The sequence below is a fragment of the Mesorhizobium sp. M7A.F.Ca.MR.148.00.0.0 genome, from assembly GCF_003997735.1.
In the GTDB taxonomy this organism is placed as follows: domain Bacteria; phylum Pseudomonadota; class Alphaproteobacteria; order Rhizobiales; family Rhizobiaceae; genus Mesorhizobium.
Genome location: NZ_RZTB01000027.1, coordinates 34,772 through 52,836, shown reverse-complemented (window position 1 = coordinate 52,836; position 18,065 = coordinate 34,772). Strand labels below are relative to the sequence as shown.

The window sequence follows — 18,065 nt, the reverse complement described above, 5'->3', positions numbered from 1 at the left end:
GGGGGTCGCCTCACATGGAGCGCCAACCTTCTTCCGGCGGCGATAGGGGGTCACGCCCGGTCGAACCGACCCCCTTTGTCGCCTTCGGCGACATCTCCCCCTCGAGGAGGGAGATCACCTTCAACCGATTTGCATCAATCCCCTCCGCAATCTCCGCTTGAAGCCGTTTGTGCAACGCGATACGCCGTTGCCGACTTCGACAAGGAGAGACCTGTGACCGCTGCAAATACCAGAACCGAAACCGACACGTTCGGTCCCATCGAAGTTGCCGCCGACCGGTACTGGGGTGCGCAGGCGCAGCGTTCTCTCGGCAATTTCAAGATCGGCTGGGAGAAGCAGCCGGCATCGATCGTGCGCGCATTGGGCATCGTCAAGCGAGCGGCGGCCGAAGCCAACATGGAGCTCAAGCGGCTTGATCCTTCGATCGGCAAGACGATTGTCGAGGCGTCGCAAGAGGTCATCGACGGCAAGCTCGATGAGCATTTCCCGCTGGTGGTCTGGCAGACCGGCTCGGGCACACAGTCCAACATGAACGCCAATGAGGTGATCTCCAACCGGGCGATCGAGATGCTGGGCGGCGTCATGGGCTCCAAGAAGCCGGTGCATCCCAACGATCACGTCAATATGAGCCAGTCGTCGAACGACACCTATCCGACGGCCATGCACATCGCCTGCGCCGAACGCATCGTGCACGATCTGCTGCCGGCGCTGAAGCACCTGCACAAGGCGCTCGCCGCCAAGAGCAGAGAGTTCAATCACATCATCAAGATCGGCCGCACGCACACGCAGGATGCCACCCCGCTAACGCTTGGCCAGGAGTTTTCGGGCTATGCGGCGCAGGTCGCCTCGTCGATCAAGCGCATCGAGCTGACATTGCCCGGCCTGCAGGAACTGGCGCAGGGCGGCACCGCCGTCGGCACCGGCCTCAACGCGCCGGTCGGCTTCGCCGAAAGGGTGGCGGATCGTATCGCCAGCATTACGGGCATCGCCTTCGTCACCGCGCCGAACAAATTCGAGGCGCTGGCGGCCCATGATTCCATGGTGTTTTCGCACGGCGCCATCAATGCGGCGGCCGCCGCATTGTTCAAGATCGCCAACGACATCCGTTTCCTCGGCTCCGGCCCGCGTTCGGGCCTCGGCGAACTGTCGCTGCCGGAAAACGAGCCGGGCTCGTCGATCATGCCGGGCAAGGTCAACCCGACCCAATGCGAGGCGCTGACGCAGGTCTGCGTGCAGGTGTTCGGCAACAATGCGGCGCTCACCTTTGCCGGCAGCCAGGGCCATTTCGAGCTCAACGTCTACAACCCGCTGATGGCCTACAATTTCCTGCAGTCGGTGCAGTTGCTCTCCGACGCCTCGGTCTCCTTCACCGACAATTGCGTCGTCGGCATCGAGGCCCGCGAAGACAACATCAAGGCGGCACTCGACCGCTCGCTGATGCTGGTGACGGCGCTAGCGCCGACCATCGGCTACGACAATGCCGCCAAGATAGCCAAGACCGCGCACAAGAAGGGCACCACTTTGCGCGAGGAAGCGCTCGCCACCGGGCTGGTCAGCGAGGCCGACTACGACCGGCTGGTGCGGCCGGAGGACATGACGCATCCGGGGTAGTCAATTCCAGGAAAGTGTCTTGCGGTTTTCGGTCCGGAATGCGTCAACCAAAAGCCGGGTGTTTCGTGACGGGAGAATTTACTCTCGTCACGACGTGACGCGAAGCAAATTTTTCGCAGGCCGTCCGATCACGGAAACGTAAGTACTGTGAACAATGTGTCGCCAGTCTGGTGGCTTTGGTGAACAGTCGGCTTGCTCTATCTCCCCGGTATCAACCCATCCCGGAGAGCCACCATGTCCATCAACACTTCAGTCGCCGGTTCCGGCGCATCCAATGCCTCGACCACCATCCTCCTCGGCCGCGTCCTGCTTGCCGTCATCTTCCTGCTTTCAGGCTTCGGCAAGCTGACCGCCATCGCCGGCACGGCCGGCTATTTCGGTGCCCTCGGCCTGCCCTTGCCGACCGTAACGGCCATTGTCGTCGGCCTGATCGAGCTTCTCGGCGGCCTCGCCATCCTCGTCGGCTTCAAGACCCGGATTGTTGCCTGGGTGCTGGCGATCTTCACCGTCGCTACCGGCTTGGTCGCCCACACCGGTTGGGCCGACCAGATGCAAATGATCCAGTTTCTCAAGAACCTCGCCATTGCGGGCGGCTTCCTCGTGCTGGCTTCCTCGGGCGCCGGCGCCTATTCGATCGACGCTAAGCGCGGCTGAGCCAAGAACCGGCAATAGCCGACAAAAAGCGGCGCGGAATTTTCCGCGCCGCTTTTTCGTTGTTGGTACATGCCCGCCGATCTGTCGGCCGGAGTTTCTGATAGGATCGGGTTATCGGGAGGCCGGCCTGCGGCCGATAAGGGAGGTGAACATGCCCCGCAACGCGCTGCTCCTGCTCTCCCGGCTGCTGCTCGCCGCCCTGTTCGTGCCTTCCGGTATCCATGCATTGAGCGACATAGCCGGCACCACAGGCTATTTCGCCAGCCTCGGCCTGCCGCTGCCGACACTTGCTGCCTGGGGCACGGGACTGTTCGAACTGATCGCGGGGCTGCTCATCCTGGTCGGTTTCCAGACCCGGGTCACGGCGCTGCTGCTCGCCGCCTTCTGCATTGCCGCCGGTTTCATCGGCCACTATGGCCAGGGCGGCGGCGACGCGATGCTCGCCTTCCTGCACCAGCAGATGCTGATGAAGGACATTGCGATATCAGGCGGGTTTGTTGCGCTGGCGATGGCCGGTGCGGGAGCCTGGTCGGTCGACCGGCGCAGCGCGGTTTGATATCTTTGCGTAGTTGCGCTCAGGTCGACCCCCACTCCGTCTCGGCTTCGCCGAGCCACCTCTCCCCCGATCGACGGGGTAGAGGAAGGGCGCGAGCCTATTGCCGCCAATGCTCTTCCAACGAGGCTCCCTTTCTTTCCCTCCGGAGGGGGGAAAGGTGGCGCTGCGAAGCAGCGACGGATTGGGGGAAGCCGGTCATCAAACGCGAAGCCGCCGGCGAGTGGCGCGATTGAGTCGGCCCAATATCCGCGTGGGTCAGAATGACACTCAGGTAGATCGTGTTCACTTCACCGACATGCTGGGCCCACCCTCGACGGCCAGCACCAGCCGGCGGTTGGTGATCCTTGCCAGTTGCGCCAGGCGCCCGGCCGGCCGCTCGCCATAGAGATCGGCCAGCGATGCCGGCAAGACCAGCGCAAGCACGCCGTTGGCGCGCTGTTCCCATTTCAGCCTGGGCATGATGCCCGGCATCGACGCCGTCAGCAGGTAGACGACGCGCATCATCGCGGCGAGCACGCGGGCGCGCTCCAGATAACGCGGCGGCGCCAACGCCTTGATCTCGGGGGCGATGGCTTCGTTGAAGATGCCGTCGTGACGATAGGCGTTGGCCATGGCCAGGAAGGCACGGCCGGGATGGTCGACGCCGAAGAAGGAGGCGTGCGCGATGATGTTGAGCGATTGCTTGCCGCGATATTCGGGGTGCGCGCGCCAGCCGATATCGGCCAGCAATGCGGCCGCGTGGCGGTAGCGCGCCTCGTCCTCGGTCTCGTCGATGCCGAAGGCGGCAAAGGTTTTGGCGGTCCAGTCGACAAGTTCATGCGCATGGGTGACGGAGCGCGAGCGCAGGCGTGCAAGCTCCTCCGAGGCTGAAATCAGCGGATCGGCCTTCTGCTCCGCCTCGTCGAGCAGCGAATAGAGAAAGCCTTCGCGCACGCCGAGCGCCGAGACGATGATTTTCGACGGCTGCATCGCCGCCATGATCTCCTGCAGCACGATGGCACCATAGGGCAGCAGCGAACGGCGGTTCTTGGAAACGCCTTCGATACCCTTGACCTTCTCGATCTCGGCCTTGGCCACCTGCTTGAGGAAATTCGCCGCGCTTTCGGCCGAGATCTCGTAATGGTGCATGACGCCAAGCGGATAGTTGGTCATTTCCATGTGCAGCCGGGCGAGATTTCGCCAGGTGCCGCCGACGGCGTAGAAGGGCCTGCCCTGCCCGCCTTTCAACAGCTTGGCCTTCGCCAGTTCGTCACGCGTGATCTTGGCCGCCTGAGCCAGCGAGTTCTTCGCCATGTCCTGCAGGCGCAGACCGCCCAGCGGCAGCGTGATGCCGTCGCCGATCGCTTCGCCGGCGACGTCGACCAGTTCGAGGCTGCCGCCGCCCAGATCGCCGGCGATGCCGTCGGCCGGATGGAAGCCGGAAATGACGCCGAGCGCCGAATAATACGCTTCCTGACGGCCGCTGATGACACGGATCTCAGTCTTCAGCACCTCCTCGGCGCGGTGAATGAAATCAGGGCCATTGACCGCCTCGCGGGCCGCGGCGGTGGCCAGCACATACATCTGCTCGGCGCCGGCTTGGTCGGAAAGCGCGCGAAAGCGACGGAACTCTTCCATCGAGCGCGTCACCGCCTCGGGGTCGAGCTTGCCGGTCGAAACGATGCCCCGGCCGAGACCGGCCAGCATCTTTTCGTTGAACAGCATGGTCGGCGAGCGCGCCAGCCCCTCATAGACGACGAGGCGGATCGAGTTCGATCCGATGTCGATGATGGACAGCGGTCGGCGGTCCTGCAGCCGGCCCTGGGAATCAGACAGCATCAGCCGGACGCTGCAGCGTTCTTCTTGCGGCGCTTGAACTGCGCAATGCGCTTGGGCGCATGCGACTTCAGCGCGTCACCCCGTCCCGACAGGCTCGGATTGGTCATGAAATATTCCTGCGCGTTGAACGGTTCCTCGCCCTCCTCCAGCACGACGCGCCGGGAGGTTCCATCAGCCAATACGTCGAAACTTTGCTGATTGTCCATGATGTTGCCCAGCATGATCTGGCCAAGGATCTGTTCGTGCACAGTTGGATTCGTGATCGGCACCATGGTTTCGACGCGGCGGTCGAGATTGCGCGGCATCAGATCGGCCGAGGAGATGTAGACGATCGCTTCGTCCGACGGCAGGCCGTGACCGTTGCCGAAACAATAGATGCGGCTGTGCTCGAGAAAACGGCCGACGATCGATTTTACGCGGATGTTTTCCGACAGGCCCGGAACCTGCGGCCTCAGGCAGCAGATGCCGCGCACGACGAGGTCGACCTCGACGCCGGCCCGGCTGGCATCGTAGAGCGCGTCGATGATGATCGGATCGACGAGGGCGTTCATCTTCATCCAGATGCGCGCCGGTTTCCCCTGCACCGCGTAGGCAATCTCGTCGGCAATGTGCTTCAGGATGCGGCTTCTCAGCGTGAACGGCGAGATCGCAAGCCGCATTTCGTCTGTCGGCTCGGCATAGCCGGTGATGAAATTGAAGAGCTGGGCGACATCGCGGGCAATCGTCGGATCGGTGGTGAAGAAGGACAGGTCCGTGTAGATGCGCGCCGTTACCGGATGGTAGTTGCCGGTGCCGAGGTGCACGTAATTGCGCAGCTTGCCGTCCTCGCGCCGCACCACCAGCGACATTTTCGAATGGGTTTTCAGCTCGAGAAAGCCGAACACCACCTGCACGCCGGCACGCTCCAGGTCGCGCGCCCAGCGAATGTTGGCTTCTTCGTCGAAACGCGCCTTGAGCTCGACCAGCGCGGTGACCGACTTGCCGGCCTCGGCCGCGTCGACCAGCGCACGCACGATCGGGCTGTCATTGGAGGTGCGGTAAAGCGTCTGCTTGATCGCCACCACTTCCGGATCGGCCATCGCCTGGCGCAGGAACTGCACCACGACGTCAAACGATTCGTAGGGGTGATGGACGACGATGTCCTTCTCGCGGATCGCGGCAAAGCAATCGCCGCCATGCTCGCGGATGCGCTCGGGAAAACGCGGATTGTAGGGCGTGAATTTCAGGTCGTCGCGGGGAACGGCGACGATCTCGGAAATCTGGCTGAGCGCCAACGGACCGGTCAAGACGCTGATGCGGCTGGACGACACGCCAAGCTCGCCGGCGACGAAGTCGCGCAATTCGCCAGGCATCAGCCTGTCGAATTCGATGCGGATCACCGATCCGCGCCGCCGCCGCTTCAGCGCCGTTTCGAACAGGCGAACCAAATCCTCGGACTCCTCCTCGACCTCGATATCGCTGTCGCGAATGATACGGAACGTGCCGGAGCCCTTGACCTCGTAGCCGGGGAAGAGCTTGCCGATATAGAGGCCGACCGCCTCTTCCAGCGGGATGAAGCGGACATGATGCTTGCGGTCCGGCAGACGGATGAAGCGCTTCAGCGCCACCGGCAGGCGCAGCAGCGCGCTCATCTCCTCGCCATTCTTGCGATGGCGCAATTGCAGCGCCATCGAGAAGCCGAGATTTGGAATGAACGGGAACGGGTGCGCCGGATCGATCGACAGCGGGGTGAGCACCGGGAAAACCTGTTCCTGGAAATGGTCTTCCAGCCAGACTTTCTCGTCCTTGGTCAGCGCATCGCGGGTGATGCTCTCGATGCCTTCCTTGTTGAGCAGCACGGTGAGCGCCGAAAGGCTCTTCTGCTGGTCTTCCTGCAGCCGCTCGACCTCACGCAGCAGCTGTTCGAGCTGCTGTTCGGGGGTGCGTCCGTCAGGGCTCTTCAGCGTGATGCCCTCGCGCACCTGGCCGGCAAGACCGGCAACACGGACCATGAAGAACTCGTCGAGGTTGGCGGCCGAGATCGACAGGAAGCGGACGCGCTCCAGCAGCGGATGATTGAGGTTCAGCGACTCCTCGAGAACGCGCCGGTTGAACTGCAGCCAGGAAAACTCGCGGTTGACAAACCGGTCCGGATTGCCGCCCTCCGGGCGGGCCACCTCGACATCCACGAATTCGTTCTGCACCGGCTTCAGTTCGTTCATGATTCCCGCTCTTCCACACCGTCAGCCAGCTAAAGCGTCGTGCGTCATTCAGGACGCGCAAAGGACGCTCTGCCACTCCAAGGCGACGCATGGTCCTTGCCGAAAACCGATGTCGGTCTTCGGGGCCATGCGTTAACCGGCTTAACTTATCCTCTGACAGGCTTTTGCGACAGTTTCATTTCATCGAACTTGCAAAGAGCCCTGATATGATCCAGATGCAGACGAGATTGCGTTAAGGAGACGACGATGGCAGGCGGTTCCATTCCCCATTTTCAGAACGATGCGGGCTATCAGGCAATCGACATCGGCGTGAAGGAATTCATGTGCACGGGCGCCAATCCGCCTTTCGACCACCCGCATGTGTTTCTGGACATGGGCGACGACAACGAAAAAGTCTGCCCCTATTGCTCGACGCTCTACCGCTATTCTCCGAAGCTGAAGGCGACCGAGACGCTGCCGGCCGGCTGCATCTACATCGATCAGGCCGCCTGAGTCTTTCGCGACCAGCCCGATGACCGACACGCGATCCCGGCAAATTGTCATCGCCGGGGCGGGTGTCGCCGGATTGACCGCAGCGCTTGCATTCGCCGAACGCGGCTACACTGTTCGGGTGTTCGAACAGGCGCAGCGCCTGGAAGCTGCCGGCGCCGGCATCCAGCTCTCTCCCAACGCGACACGTATCCTTCGCCAGCTTGGCGTACTCGACAAGCTGCTGCCGGCAGCGGTGCGGCCGGAAGCCGTGGTGTTGAAGGAGGCCGCGACCTTGCGCGAACTGGCGCGGGTGCCGCTGGGGCAAGCCGCCGAAACGCGCTGGCAGGCGCCCTATCTCGTCGCTCACAGGGCTGATCTGCAGAGCGCGCTGATGGCACGGGTTTCCGAGATACCGGATATCCATTTTACCACCGGCGCCCGCGTCAGCAGCGCTGCCACCGGCCCCCATGGCATCACCGCGACGGCCGAGATCGACGGCAAAACCATCAAGGCTGAGGGCTTCCTGCTGATCGGAGCCGATGGTGTCTGGTCGTCGGTGCGCGCACTTGTCGATTCGGCCAAAAGGGCGGCTTTGCCAAGAAACCATTTTTCCGGCGAGCTGGCCTGGCGCGCGACCATTGCCGCCGAAAGCGCTGCCGGACAAGCCTTTGCCGCGATCGGTGTAACCAATTGCGTCACCACCTTCCTGCATCCCGGCTTCCATATGGTGGCCTATCCCGTCAGCAAGGGTGCTGCCTTCAATCTCGCTGCCTTCACCAGGGGCGACCGTATTGCCGAAGGCTGGTCCGGCAATGCCGACGCCGGGATCCTGACCCGAGCCCTGCGCGGCACCGCGGCAGAACTTGCCCGCCTGGTCGAGCAGGCCGGCCCATGGACCGCATGGCCGATCCATACGGTCGACAGCAAACAACCTTGGACGACCGGCAACATGGCGCTGATCGGCGATGCCGCGCATGCGATGACGCCGTTCGCGGCGCAAGGTGCGGCGATGGCGATCGAGGATGCTGCGACGCTTGCCGACATCATCGCCGACTTCCCTGCCGACCCCCTGGCCGCACCTGCGACCTGGGAACAGTCACGGCGACCGCGTGTAGCGCAGGTCGCCCGACGCGGCGCTGTCAACCGGCTGGCCTGGCATGCCTCGGGTCCGGTGGCGATTGCGCGCAATGTGTTCCTGAAGGTGCGCTCGTCGGAAAAACTCGCGGCGGATCTGGACTGGCTCTACGGGTGGCGAGCAGTTGAGGCTGACGAAAGCTGAAACATGCGAAAGGTTGCCGGGACAGCACCCCCCTCTGTCCCGCAGGACAGAGGGGGGGTGAAGGAAGGCGCCGTTGGCGTTCGACAGCAGCGTCTACGCCGAGTAGAAATAGAACTATGGCCAAATTCATCCGGTACAAGTTCGACCCGGCAAATCCGCCGCCACTAACAGAGCGTCAGAAAGCGGAGATCGCAGCCTTGAAGGCGCGACCCGAGAGCGATGTCGATACAAGCGATATTCCTGAGCTGACCGAAGAGTTCTGGCGGAGGGCGATCCGTCGGCACACAGCGGACTGAAGTCGGCGCGCGCTCCCGCCTAATTATACAGCCGCATCGATAGCCCGAGCGATGCAGGCAGCGGGTTCCACCAGCCGGTGCGCAGGCCGGCGATGCGCAAGGCCGCCGCCGTCCAGGTGTTGCAGCCAACCAGTGCGTTGAAATGGCCATTGGCTTCGTAGAAGCCGTCGAATCTGGAATAGGCTGCGTCCGGAACGAGGATCGGGCCTTTCGGGCCCCGCTGGAAACTCGCATCGATGAAATCGAGCAACGCCGCGAACCGATCCTCGGTGATGTCGAACCCCGCGACATCGGGGCGCGGTTCGAGGATGTCACCGGCGACATCGACATGCATGACCGACGCGTCGAGTGTCAGTGCCTTCATCACCGGCACCGCCTTCAGCTCGGACCATGTCGGCGTCTCCAGGTAGAAGGCGCGGCCGCCCCAGCCGAAGACGATGTAGCGGACCTCCGGCCTGTCGGCCGGTATGCCCGCGTCGACCAGGAAATGGAAACGCCGGCGCACGGCGTCATCGACCGGGATGGCGATATCGGTGTGGATCGGATTGTTCAGCACCAGTATGTGGCGTGTCGCGGCTGGCACGGCGGCGGCGGCCGGCCACAGCGGCCGTGGCACGAAGGTGCCCGTCGTCAGGGCGAGTGCGACGAGAACCAACAGAAGACCCAGAAAACGTCCCAGTCTTTTCATGAAAGGCGGCCCTGCAAACGCGCTCCGGCGCGACACGAACGCCCGCCTGTTATCCATACGCAAAAGAGCCCGGCAGTGTTTCAGCCGGGCTCTTCGTGGCCGTCGAGGCCTAGTGCAGGATCTGCGACAGGAACAGCTTCGTGCGCTCGTGGCGCGGGTGGTCGAAGAACTCGGCCGGCGTGTTCTGCTCGACGATCTGGCCCTGGTCCATGAAGATCACCCGGTTGGCGACCTTGCGGGCGAAGCCCATCTCGTGGGTGACACACAGCATGGTCATGCCTTCCTCGGCAAGGCCGACCATGGTCTCCAGCACTTCCTTGATCATCTCCGGATCGAGCGCCGAGGTCGGCTCATCGAACAGCATGATGCGCGGGTTCATGCACAGCGAGCGGGCGATCGCCACACGCTGCTGCTGGCCACCGGAAAGCTGGCCGGGATATTTGTTGGCCTGTTCCGGGATCTTGACGCGCTTGAGGAAATGCATGGCGATTTCCTCGGCCTGCTTCTTCGGCGTCTTGCGCACCCAGATCGGCGCCAGCGTGCAGTTCTCCAGGATGGTCAGGTGCGGGAACAGGTTGAAGTGCTGGAACACCATGCCGACCTCGCGGCGCACCTCGTCGATCTTCTTGAGATCGTTGGTCAGTTCCTTGCCGTCGACGATGATCTTGCCCTTCTGGTGCTCCTCCAGGCGGTTGATGCACCGGATCATGGTCGATTTGCCGGAGCCGGAGGGGCCGCAGATGACGATGCGCTCGCCGCGCATCACTTTCAGGTTGATGTCCTTCAGCACATGGAACTCGCCATACCATTTGTGCATGGCAATGATGTCGATGGCGACATCGGTCGTCGAAATCTGCATCTTGGCGGCGTTGACCTTGATCTCTTCGGCGCTGACGGCATTTTCGGTGGCCATGACAGGATCCCCTTTTTCTTTATCGTTGGTTGTGATGCATGTCGTTATCCCAAAACCGCTATACACTTTTGGGCGACATGCATCAGCGTTTGTGGCCGGTGTCGAGCCGGCGTTCGGTGTACATTGAATAGCGCGACATGCCGAAGCAGAACAGCCAGAAGACGAAGGCCGCGAAGATCAGGCCGGACCTCGCCGTCTGCGCGGTTGCCCAGTTTGCATCGGAGAAATTCTGTTTGACGATGCCGAGCAGGTCGAACATCGAGATGATGATGACCAGGCTGGTGTCCTTGAACATGCCGATGAAGGTGTTGACGATGCCTGGAATAACCAGTTTCAGCGCCTGCGGCATGACGATGAAATACATCTTCTGCCAATAGCCGAGGCCGAGCGAATCGGCACCTTCATACTGGCCCTTGGGGATCGCCTGCAGGCCGCCGCGCACCACTTCGGCCATATAGGCCGCGGCAAACAGCGACACGCCGATCAGCGCGCGCAGGAACTTGTCGAACGACACACCCTCCGGCAGGAACAGCGGCAGCATGACGCTGGCGAAGAACAGCACGGTGATCAGCGGGATGCCGCGCACCGTCTCGATGAAGACGACGCACAGCGTCTTGATGATCGGCATCTTGGAACGGCGGCCGAGCGCCAGCACGATGCCGAGCGGCAGCGACACGGCAATGCCGACGAAGGACAGGCTGAGCGTTACCAAGAGCCCACCCCAAAGCGAGGTCTCGACATGCGGCAGGCCGAACATGCCGCCGACCAGCAGGACGAAGGCGACGATCGGCAGCACGAAGAACAGCAGAACCGCATTCAGCCCTTTGCGCGGCACCTTCGGGATCAGCATCGGCACCAGCAGCGCCACGAACAGGATAGCGACCAGGATCGGCCGCCAGCGCTCCTCGATGGGATAGCGGCCGAGCATGAACTGGCCGAATTTGGCGTTGACGAAAGCCCAGCAGGCGCCAGTCCAGCCGTCCGGCTGGATGCCGCCCTGCGCCACCGTGGCGCATACGGTCCGGTCCGGTCCCGTCCACACGGCGTTGATGAACGCCCAATTGATGATTTGCGGCAGGATCATCGCCACCAGGGCGATGCCGACGATTGTCAAAATGGTGTCGCCGGTGGAAGCGATCAGGTTCTTGCGCACCCATGCGCCGAGGCCGGTGACGCTGGCGGGCGCCGGCTGCGCCAGCACCATTTCGGTGCGCACCCAGGACATATCATGTTCTTGCATGTCCCTACCTCACCTCTCCACCAGCGCCATCTTGGCGTTGAACCAGTTCATCACAAGCGAGGTCAGGAGGCTGATGGCGAGGTAGATCACCATCATGATCACCACGCCCTCGACGGCCTGGCCGGTCTGGTTCAGCACCGTCCCGGCGGTCGCCGTCAGGTCCGGATAGCCGATGGCGATGGCCAGCGACGAGTTCTTGGTCAGGTTGAGATACTGGCTGGTCAGCGGCGGAATGACGATGCGCATGGCCTGCGGCACGACGACCAGCCGCAGGATCGATCCGGACCGCAAGCCCAACGCACCGGCAGCTTCCGTCTGGCCCGCGCTGACACCCCTTATGCCGGCGCGCACGATCTCGGCGATGAAGGCGGCGGTATAGCAGGACAGCGCCAGATAAAGCGACAGGAACTCCGGCCGGACCTGGAAGCCGCCGGTCAGGTTGAAAGTCGACTGCTTCGGGTAGTCGAAGCTCAAGGGAAAGCCGCTCAGCGCATAGGCGAGCAGCGGAAGCCCGACGATCAGCGCGGTGGACGTCCAAAACACTGGAAATTGCTGGCCGGTCGCCATCTGCCGTTGCCGCGCCTTGCGCGCGACGAACCACGCCATGGCGATGCCGACGAGCAGGGCGACGAAGATCAGCCATGAGCCGTCGCCCCATACGGCGCGTGGGAAATAGAAACCGCGCTGGTTGAGGAAGGAGCCGAACGGCAAACCGATGCTGTCGCGCGGCGCCGGCAGCACGGCGAGCACGCCGGAATACCAGAAGAAGATGACCAGTAGCGGCGGGATGTTGCGGAAAACCTCGACATAGACCGTGCAGATCTTCCTGATCAGCCAGTTCTGCGAGAGCCGGCCGATGCCGATGACGAAGCCGATGATTGTCGCGGTGATGATGCCGACGATGGCGACGATCAAGGTATTGATGAGGCCGACCAGAATCGCGCGGCCATAGGTCGAATCCGATGAATAGGCGATCGCGCTCTCGCTGATGTCGAAGCCGGCGCGGCCCTTGAGGAAGCCGAAGCCTGAAGCGATGCGCAGCCGCGTCAGGTTGTCGATGACGTTGTGGGCGATCCACCAGACGCCCGCCACTAGCAGCACGACGACCAGCACCTGGAAGAATATGCCCCGGATTTTCGGATCGTTGATGAAGGAACCGCGGCTGGGCTCCTCGCGAAGTACTTCCTGCGATGCCATTCGACCGTCCCTGGAAAGAGAAACCGGGAGGCAGATGATCTGCCTCCCGGATCACATTTCGATCAGCGGATCGGCGGCGCGTATTGCAGACCGCCCTTTGTCCACAGCGCGTTGATGCCGCGCGCGATCTTCAGCGGGCTGCCCGAGCCGACATTGCGCTCGAACATTTCGCCATAATTGCCGACGGCCTTGACGATGTTGACCACCCAGTCATTGGAGACGCCGAGATCGGTGCCGATCTTGGTATCGGCTTCCTGGCCGAGCACGCGCTTGATCTCGGGACTGGCCGAGTTCTTCATCTCCTCGACATTGGCCTTGGTGATGCCGAGCTCTTCAGCCTGCAGCAGCGCGAAATAGGTCCACTTGACGATGTGGTACCACTGGTCGTCGCCCTGGCGAACGGCCGGTCCGAGCGGCTCCTTGGAGATGATCTCGGGCAGCACGACGTGGTCGGCCGGCGCTCCCAGCGTCAGGCGGATGCCGTAGAGGCCCGACTGATCGGTGGTGTAGACGTCGCAGCGGCCGGCATCATAGGCGGCGTTGACCTCTTCCAGCTTTTCGAAGACGACGGGATTGTACTCCATCTTGTTGGCCTTGAAGTAGTCGGCGAGGTTCAGCTCGGTGGTGGTGCCGCTCTGCACGCAGACGGCCGCGCCCGAAAGCTGCAATGCCGAATTGACGCCCGGCAGCTTCTTGGCGTTGATCATGAAACCCTGGCCGTCATAGTAGGTGACGCCGATGAAATTCAGGCCAAGCGCCGTATCGCGGTTGATGGTCCAGGTGGTGTTGCGCGATAGGATGTCGATCTCGCCCGACTGCAGCGCGGTGAACCGCTCCTTGGCGCTGAGCGGCGTGAACTTGACCTTGGAGCCGTCACCAAAGACGGCGGCCGCGACAGCGCGGCAGAAATCCGCATCGATGCCTTGCCAGTCACCCTTGTCGTCCGGCGCCGAAAAGCCGGCCAGGCCGGTGGAGACGCCGCACTGGATGAAGCCCTTCGCCTTGACGGTGTCGAGCGTGGCCGCCGACGCGGCGGACGCCATCAATCCAAGCGTGGCGGCGCCTAGAATGCCGATAGCAATGTGTTTCATGACCCACAGACCCTTTTCTCTGTTTTCAGGAGTAAATCCTGATTTTTTTCTCCCGTGTGAACGCGGCTTCATCCCGGCCCATTCCCGAAACCCCGCATCGTAACCGACGCGCCGCCTCCCATTCACAAATGTCATCGAAGGCGATAATTCCTGTGAGGTCAAGGGAAATGACCGAAACCCAAAGAGTTTGAAAACCGATTGCCGCAAATGCCCGATTTACAGACAAACACGCCCGCGATTTAGCCAGCAGGGCTAATAAAGGCGGCAAATCTCATGCAACGCCAACGCGGGGCCAATACGGGCCGCGGCAGCGAAATCCATCCCGGGCAATAGCTCGTCGTTGTTGACCTCCGCGTGCGACGAACTACCAGGTCCCAGGATTGTCATCTGACAATTTACTGACGGCTGCATACCAATACAGACCGCCGACGAAGACTGTTCTCAAAAGGCTTGAAAGACGATCCAGATCCCGATGGCGGCCATCAACGCGCCTGAAACGCGCGGAATCAGCTGCCCGGTCGGCACCGTCTTCTCCAGCAGAACAAGGATGGCGATGCCGGCGATCCACAGCACGTTCATGACGCCACCGACGAACAACAGAGCCATCAGCGCCCAGCAGCACCCCAGGCAATAGGCGCCGTGATCGATGCCCAGCCGAAGCGCGCCGAGCGGAGCGGAACGGAATCCGCCATGGCCGGCCAGGAACGCGATCGGCGCCTGACATTGGCGCAGGCAGACGCCCTTCATCGGCGTCCATTGATAGAGACCGGCGGCGATCAGAACGAGGCCGCCGAGGATCGCGCTGCCGGTCGCCATCGAGGGATCGAGCAAGGCTAGACGGGCGAGAAGCCATTGCGCACCGGTCGCCAGGAGGCTGAAGACGACCCAGACGGCGAGATAGCCGGCAAAAAACCATCCCGTCGAGGCGATGGGCCGGCCATCCGCCCGCGCCTTGCGGCCGACACCGGCATAGAGCAGCAACATCGGCGCGACCGACGGCGTCATCATGCCGACCATCATCACCGCCCACATCGTGAAGGTGAAGGCGAAATCGCCCAATGCCCAGGGCCGGAAGCCGGGCGCCATGGCGGCGCCCATATCCATGCCGGCCATATCCATGCCGGCCATGTCGCCGCCTCCGCCGTCCGACAAGGGGGAGCCGGGCATGACCATGGTGGCGGCGAGCCACAGCACATAGGCCCAGGCGAGCACGGCAATCACGACGAGCGCGGCCATCACGACCACGCGATCGCGCCTCAGCACCGCCTCGAGGGCCGTATCGCCCATTGGATCAGGTCAATGCACGATGCCGCTCTGCGTAAGATGCAGATTGGCGAAATGGCTGTGCGTATCGGCCAGTTCGAACTTGATCGGGCCCGTCGCCTTGGTCCAGCCGCGCCCGACCTCGGCGATCGCGTATTCGAAGCCGTGCGGCAAGTCGATGCGCGCCTGGTGCGCGGCGCCGGTGACCGGATTCCGGATCGGCTCGCCGCGACCGTCGGTTATACCCTCGACATGCAGCTGACCGGTTCGCGCGTCGACGTCGATCTTGAATTCGATCGGCGCGAAGATCGGATCGTGGAATTTCTCCAGCGTGGTCGAAAAGACCTGAAATATCGTTGCACCTGGCTCGGTGTCCAGACCGCCCAATATGCGAAGCAGCGCGCCACGTTGGGCTTCCGTCGCCCTCTCGTCGATGACCACCGCGGCTTCACCCCCGCCCTGGTGTATGGCGCCGGGCCAGCTGAAAATCCCGACGAACCGCAACCCGTCGAGCTTGGTGTCGCCGTGATGGCCGCTCTCGATTTCCATGCCGGCGACCGCCTGGCAGAATCCGTATGTCGGCATGGCGTTAAACTGGCACGGGCAGCCATAGGCGCAGTTGCAGTTGATGAATTCGCTCGCCTTCATGGCCCATTTGACGTCCGGCATGGCATTCCTCCCTGGCCGCGCTCACGCTTCGTGAGCGCGATCCGGATCGTGGAGGACCAGAAGTCAACCGGCAGCAACCATCCGGCAGCATCTGATCGAAGCAATCCGGCGATTAACATTAGCCGACGATCATATACCGTTCACAGCCGCCCACAATAGGCAGGCGGAGATAGGGCTCCGACCCCAGGTCAACAAATGGCCTGGCGGCAGCCAGTTCGGCAGTGTCGGCAGCTTGCGTGTCGCTATGATAGGAATTTTTTCTTGACTCCATGACCTCAACTATAGTACATTTTTAACTATGGTGCTGATTTGCGCCAGTGACCCAGCTACGAACCGCTGGGGCATCGAGGCCTTCTTCGCCAAGCTCAAGCAGTGGCGCCGCATCGCAACGCGCTATGACAAAATAGCCGCCAACTTCCTCGGCTTCGGCAAGCTCGCAGCCATCATACTCTGGCTCAAATGATTAAATTGTCACTACAGCCTAGAGCCTCTTGAATCGGAAACGATCATTTCCTATATATCAAGGATGAAAAGGGCTGCACTTGCATCCGTATCCACATCCCGAAGGCCGGGCCGACCCCGCGAGTTCGACATGGACATCGCGTTGGACAGGGCTGTGCGCGTATTTTCGGAGCGTGGCTATCACGGCACCTCGATCACCGACTTGACCCATGTGATGAACCTCGCACAGGGCAGCATCTACAAGGCGTTCAAGGACAAGCAGGGCGTCTTTCTAGCTGCCTTCCAGCGCTACCGCTCGATAAGGACAGAGAAGTTGCGCAAAGCCATCGGCGACAGCGGAAGCGGGCTGGAGCGACTTCGCCGGGCGCTCGGTTTTTACGTCGAGTCCGCACATGGGGAGGAAGGACGGCAAGGATGCCTCGTCGTCGGCAGCGCCGCCGAAATCTCGACCTTCGACCTCGAAGTGGCGCGGCATATCACGACTGAGCTGGAACGCAATGAAGCCCTGCTGACGGACCTCGTCCGTCAAGGGCAGAACGATGGCTCGATCCCTTCTCATGTCGATAGCGAAACTTCTGCCCGCATGATGCTTTGTCTCGTGCAGGGTATGCGGGTGGTCGGCAAGACCGGGCGGAGCCGGGACCACATGCAAGCTGTCGTGGACATCGCCATCAAGTCACTCCACTAACTTTCTTCCTCAATTAGAAAACGAAATTTCCGAATTATGAAGGACGCCTCCGTGATGCAGATTGGATTCTTGGGCCTGGGAACCATGGGCAAACCCATGGCCGCAAACCTTGTCAAAGCCGGATACAGGGTCCGGGTGTGGAACCGTTCGCAAGAGCCGGTTGCCGCTCTTGCCGCGCTCGGCGCCGAGATAGGAACCGATCCACGCCAGGCGGCCGAAGGCGCGGATGTGCTCATCTCCATGCTCGCGGATGATGCGGCCACGCGCGCCGTCGTCATCGACGGCCAGGTGCTGGACGCGCTGAAGCCGGGCGCGATCCACATCAACATGGCGACAGTCTCGGTCGCCTTCGCGAACGTGATGGAGCTACTGCACCGGGAAAAGGGCGTCGGGTATGTCGCGGCTCCGGTTCTCGGGCGGGTGAACGTGGCCGAAGCTGGTCAGCTCAACATCCTTGCGGCAGGTGATGCTGAAGCTTTGGGACGCGTACAGCCGCTGTTCGATATTCTTGGGCAGAAGACATGGTGTTTCGGAAACCAGCCCGAACAGGCCAACGCCATCAAGCTAGCCGTGAATTTCATGATCGGCAGTGCCATCGGGACGATGGGCGAGGCAGTGGCGCTCGCGCAAGGTTATGGTGTCCCCAAGGGCAATTTCGTCAATCTGATCACATCCACGATCTTCGCCGCACCCGTTTACAAGGGTTATGGCGGGGCGATTGCGGAGGATCGCTTCGAGCCGGCCGGCTTCAGGCTGACGCTTGGTCTGAAGGATGTGCGTCTCGCTCTGGAAGCCGGGGAGAAGGTCAACGTCCCGATGCCAATAGGCAGCGTTCTCCGCGACAATCATCTCGATAGCGTTGCGCACGGCGAAGGCCATCTGGATTGGGCCGCGCTGTCGCGTGTTTCCACGCGCCGCGCAGCGCAGCAGTGACCATAGCAGCAGAGGCGCCATCCTCCTTGCGCGGG

At 62.3% G+C, this 18,065-nt stretch carries 17 protein-coding genes and 1 pseudogene; 9 read left to right on the top strand and 9 right to left on the bottom strand.

What is annotated here, in order from left to right; genetic code table 11:
* The first annotated feature begins 213 nt into the window (after window positions 1–213).
* From fumC to EOB49_RS13495, 3 genes are all read left to right on the top strand, one after another.
* Window positions 214–1,611, top strand: coding sequence for a class II fumarate hydratase (fumC, locus tag EOB49_RS13505; protein ID WP_127381249.1), 1,398 nt, complete (start codon window positions 214–216; stop codon window positions 1,609–1,611).
* 234 nt (window positions 1,612–1,845) lie between these two features.
* Entirely contained in the window at window positions 1,846–2,265 is a 420-nt protein-coding gene (locus EOB49_RS13500; RefSeq protein ID WP_127332224.1) for a DoxX family protein, read from the top strand.
* A gap of 151 nt (window positions 2,266–2,416) precedes the next feature.
* Window positions 2,417–2,821 carry a DoxX family protein gene (locus EOB49_RS13495; protein WP_127381248.1) on the top strand — a complete coding sequence of 135 codons (405 nt, stop codon included), beginning with the start codon at window positions 2,417–2,419 and terminating at the stop codon, window positions 2,819–2,821.
* 282 nt (window positions 2,822–3,103) lie between these two features.
* Here EOB49_RS13495 and ppx read toward each other — a convergent pair whose 3' ends face one another.
* Both ppx and EOB49_RS13485 read right to left on the bottom strand, forming a co-directional pair.
* Window positions 3,104–4,639, bottom strand: a complete 1,536-nt coding sequence (ppx, locus tag EOB49_RS13490) for an exopolyphosphatase (protein WP_127381247.1) — start codon at window positions 4,637–4,639, stop codon at window positions 3,104–3,106.
* Window positions 4,639–6,840, bottom strand: a complete 2,202-nt coding sequence (locus EOB49_RS13485) for an RNA degradosome polyphosphate kinase (RefSeq protein ID WP_127381246.1) — start codon at window positions 6,838–6,840, stop codon at window positions 4,639–4,641. Before EOB49_RS13485 ends, ppx begins: the two co-directional genes overlap by 1 nt.
* Window positions 6,841–7,086: 246 nt before the next feature.
* Here EOB49_RS13485 and EOB49_RS13480 point away from each other — a divergent pair, with 246 nt between their 5' ends.
* From EOB49_RS13480 to EOB49_RS13470, 3 genes are all read left to right on the top strand, one after another.
* Window positions 7,087–7,332 (top strand): zinc-finger domain-containing protein, encoded by a 246-nt coding sequence (locus EOB49_RS13480; RefSeq protein WP_023814125.1) that lies wholly within the window; start codon window positions 7,087–7,089, stop codon window positions 7,330–7,332.
* A gap of 19 nt (window positions 7,333–7,351) precedes the next feature.
* Window positions 7,352–8,590, top strand: coding sequence for an FAD-dependent monooxygenase (locus tag EOB49_RS13475; RefSeq protein ID WP_127381245.1), 1,239 nt, complete (start codon window positions 7,352–7,354; stop codon window positions 8,588–8,590).
* A 116-nt stretch (window positions 8,591–8,706) separates the two neighbouring features.
* Window positions 8,707–8,886, top strand: coding sequence for a hypothetical protein (locus EOB49_RS13470; RefSeq protein ID WP_127381244.1), 180 nt, complete (start codon window positions 8,707–8,709; stop codon window positions 8,884–8,886).
* 19 nt (window positions 8,887–8,905) lie between these two features.
* Here the strand turns inward: EOB49_RS13470 and EOB49_RS13465 are convergent, their stop codons facing one another.
* From EOB49_RS13465 to EOB49_RS13435, 7 genes are all read right to left on the bottom strand, one after another.
* Window positions 8,906–9,574 carry a TIGR02117 family protein gene (locus EOB49_RS13465; RefSeq protein WP_127381243.1) on the bottom strand — a complete coding sequence of 223 codons (669 nt, stop codon included), beginning with the start codon at window positions 9,572–9,574 and terminating at the stop codon, window positions 8,906–8,908.
* 109 nt (window positions 9,575–9,683) lie between these two features.
* Window positions 9,684–10,487 (bottom strand): amino acid ABC transporter ATP-binding protein, encoded by an 804-nt coding sequence (locus EOB49_RS13460; protein WP_013532420.1) that lies wholly within the window; start codon window positions 10,485–10,487, stop codon window positions 9,684–9,686.
* Between the two features lie 82 nt (window positions 10,488–10,569).
* The gene (locus tag EOB49_RS13455) at window positions 10,570–11,727 is read right to left on the bottom strand and encodes an amino acid ABC transporter permease (protein ID WP_127331228.1); all 1,158 of its coding nucleotides are present in this window, start codon (window positions 11,725–11,727) and stop codon (window positions 10,570–10,572) included.
* Between the two features lie 9 nt (window positions 11,728–11,736).
* Window positions 11,737–12,924, bottom strand: coding sequence for an amino acid ABC transporter permease (locus tag EOB49_RS13450; RefSeq protein WP_127268987.1), 1,188 nt, complete (start codon window positions 12,922–12,924; stop codon window positions 11,737–11,739).
* Window positions 12,925–12,986: 62 nt separating this feature from the next.
* A complete protein-coding gene (locus EOB49_RS13445) occupies window positions 12,987–14,015 on the bottom strand; it encodes an amino acid ABC transporter substrate-binding protein (RefSeq protein WP_127268988.1) in 1,029 nt (342 codons plus the stop codon).
* Between the two features lie 441 nt (window positions 14,016–14,456).
* Window positions 14,457–15,302, bottom strand: coding sequence for a DUF2182 domain-containing protein (locus tag EOB49_RS13440; protein WP_127381242.1), 846 nt, complete (start codon window positions 15,300–15,302; stop codon window positions 14,457–14,459).
* A 9-nt stretch (window positions 15,303–15,311) separates the two neighbouring features.
* Window positions 15,312–15,947 (bottom strand): DUF1326 domain-containing protein, encoded by a 636-nt coding sequence (locus tag EOB49_RS13435; protein WP_127381241.1) that lies wholly within the window; start codon window positions 15,945–15,947, stop codon window positions 15,312–15,314.
* Between the two features lie 334 nt (window positions 15,948–16,281).
* Between EOB49_RS13435 and EOB49_RS13430 the strand changes: the two are divergent.
* From EOB49_RS13430 to EOB49_RS13420, 3 genes and pseudogenes are all read left to right on the top strand, one after another.
* A pseudogene (locus tag EOB49_RS13430) lies at window positions 16,282–16,410 on the top strand (transposase); the annotation flags it as partial.
* Window positions 16,411–16,539: 129 nt separating this feature from the next.
* Window positions 16,540–17,097, top strand: a complete 558-nt coding sequence (locus EOB49_RS13425) for a TetR/AcrR family transcriptional regulator (RefSeq protein WP_245472680.1) — start codon at window positions 16,540–16,542, stop codon at window positions 17,095–17,097.
* 12 nt (window positions 17,098–17,109) lie between these two features.
* Entirely contained in the window at window positions 17,110–18,030 is a 921-nt protein-coding gene (locus EOB49_RS13420; protein ID WP_281035282.1) for an NAD(P)-dependent oxidoreductase, read from the top strand.
* Window positions 18,031–18,065: the final 35 nt, after the last annotated feature.

Coding starts and splice junctions, on each gene's coding strand:
- EOB49_RS13455 (WP_127331228.1), bottom strand. CDS start 11,727: ATGCAAGAACATGATATGTCCTGGGTGCGCACCGAAATGGTGCTGGCG.
- EOB49_RS13485 (WP_127381246.1), bottom strand. CDS start 6,840: ATGAACGAACTGAAGCCGGTGCAGAACGAATTCGTGGATGTCGAGGTG.
- EOB49_RS13480 (WP_023814125.1), top strand. CDS start 7,087: ATGGCAGGCGGTTCCATTCCCCATTTTCAGAACGATGCGGGCTATCAG.
- EOB49_RS13425 (WP_245472680.1), top strand. CDS start 16,540: ATGGACATCGCGTTGGACAGGGCTGTGCGCGTATTTTCGGAGCGTGGC.
- EOB49_RS13440 (WP_127381242.1), bottom strand. CDS start 15,302: ATGGGCGATACGGCCCTCGAGGCGGTGCTGAGGCGCGATCGCGTGGTC.
- EOB49_RS13500 (WP_127332224.1), top strand. CDS start 1,846: ATGTCCATCAACACTTCAGTCGCCGGTTCCGGCGCATCCAATGCCTCG.
- EOB49_RS13470 (WP_127381244.1), top strand. CDS start 8,707: ATGGCCAAATTCATCCGGTACAAGTTCGACCCGGCAAATCCGCCGCCA.
- EOB49_RS13495 (WP_127381248.1), top strand. CDS start 2,417: ATGCCCCGCAACGCGCTGCTCCTGCTCTCCCGGCTGCTGCTCGCCGCC.
- EOB49_RS13435 (WP_127381241.1), bottom strand. CDS start 15,947: ATGCCGGACGTCAAATGGGCCATGAAGGCGAGCGAATTCATCAACTGC.
- EOB49_RS13450 (WP_127268987.1), bottom strand. CDS start 12,924: ATGGCATCGCAGGAAGTACTTCGCGAGGAGCCCAGCCGCGGTTCCTTC.
- EOB49_RS13465 (WP_127381243.1), bottom strand. CDS start 9,574: ATGAAAAGACTGGGACGTTTTCTGGGTCTTCTGTTGGTTCTCGTCGCA.
- EOB49_RS13460 (WP_013532420.1), bottom strand. CDS start 10,487: ATGGCCACCGAAAATGCCGTCAGCGCCGAAGAGATCAAGGTCAACGCC.
- ppx (WP_127381247.1), bottom strand. CDS start 4,639: ATGCTGTCTGATTCCCAGGGCCGGCTGCAGGACCGCCGACCGCTGTCC.
- EOB49_RS13475 (WP_127381245.1), top strand. CDS start 7,352: ATGACCGACACGCGATCCCGGCAAATTGTCATCGCCGGGGCGGGTGTC.
- EOB49_RS13445 (WP_127268988.1), bottom strand. CDS start 14,015: ATGAAACACATTGCTATCGGCATTCTAGGCGCCGCCACGCTTGGATTG.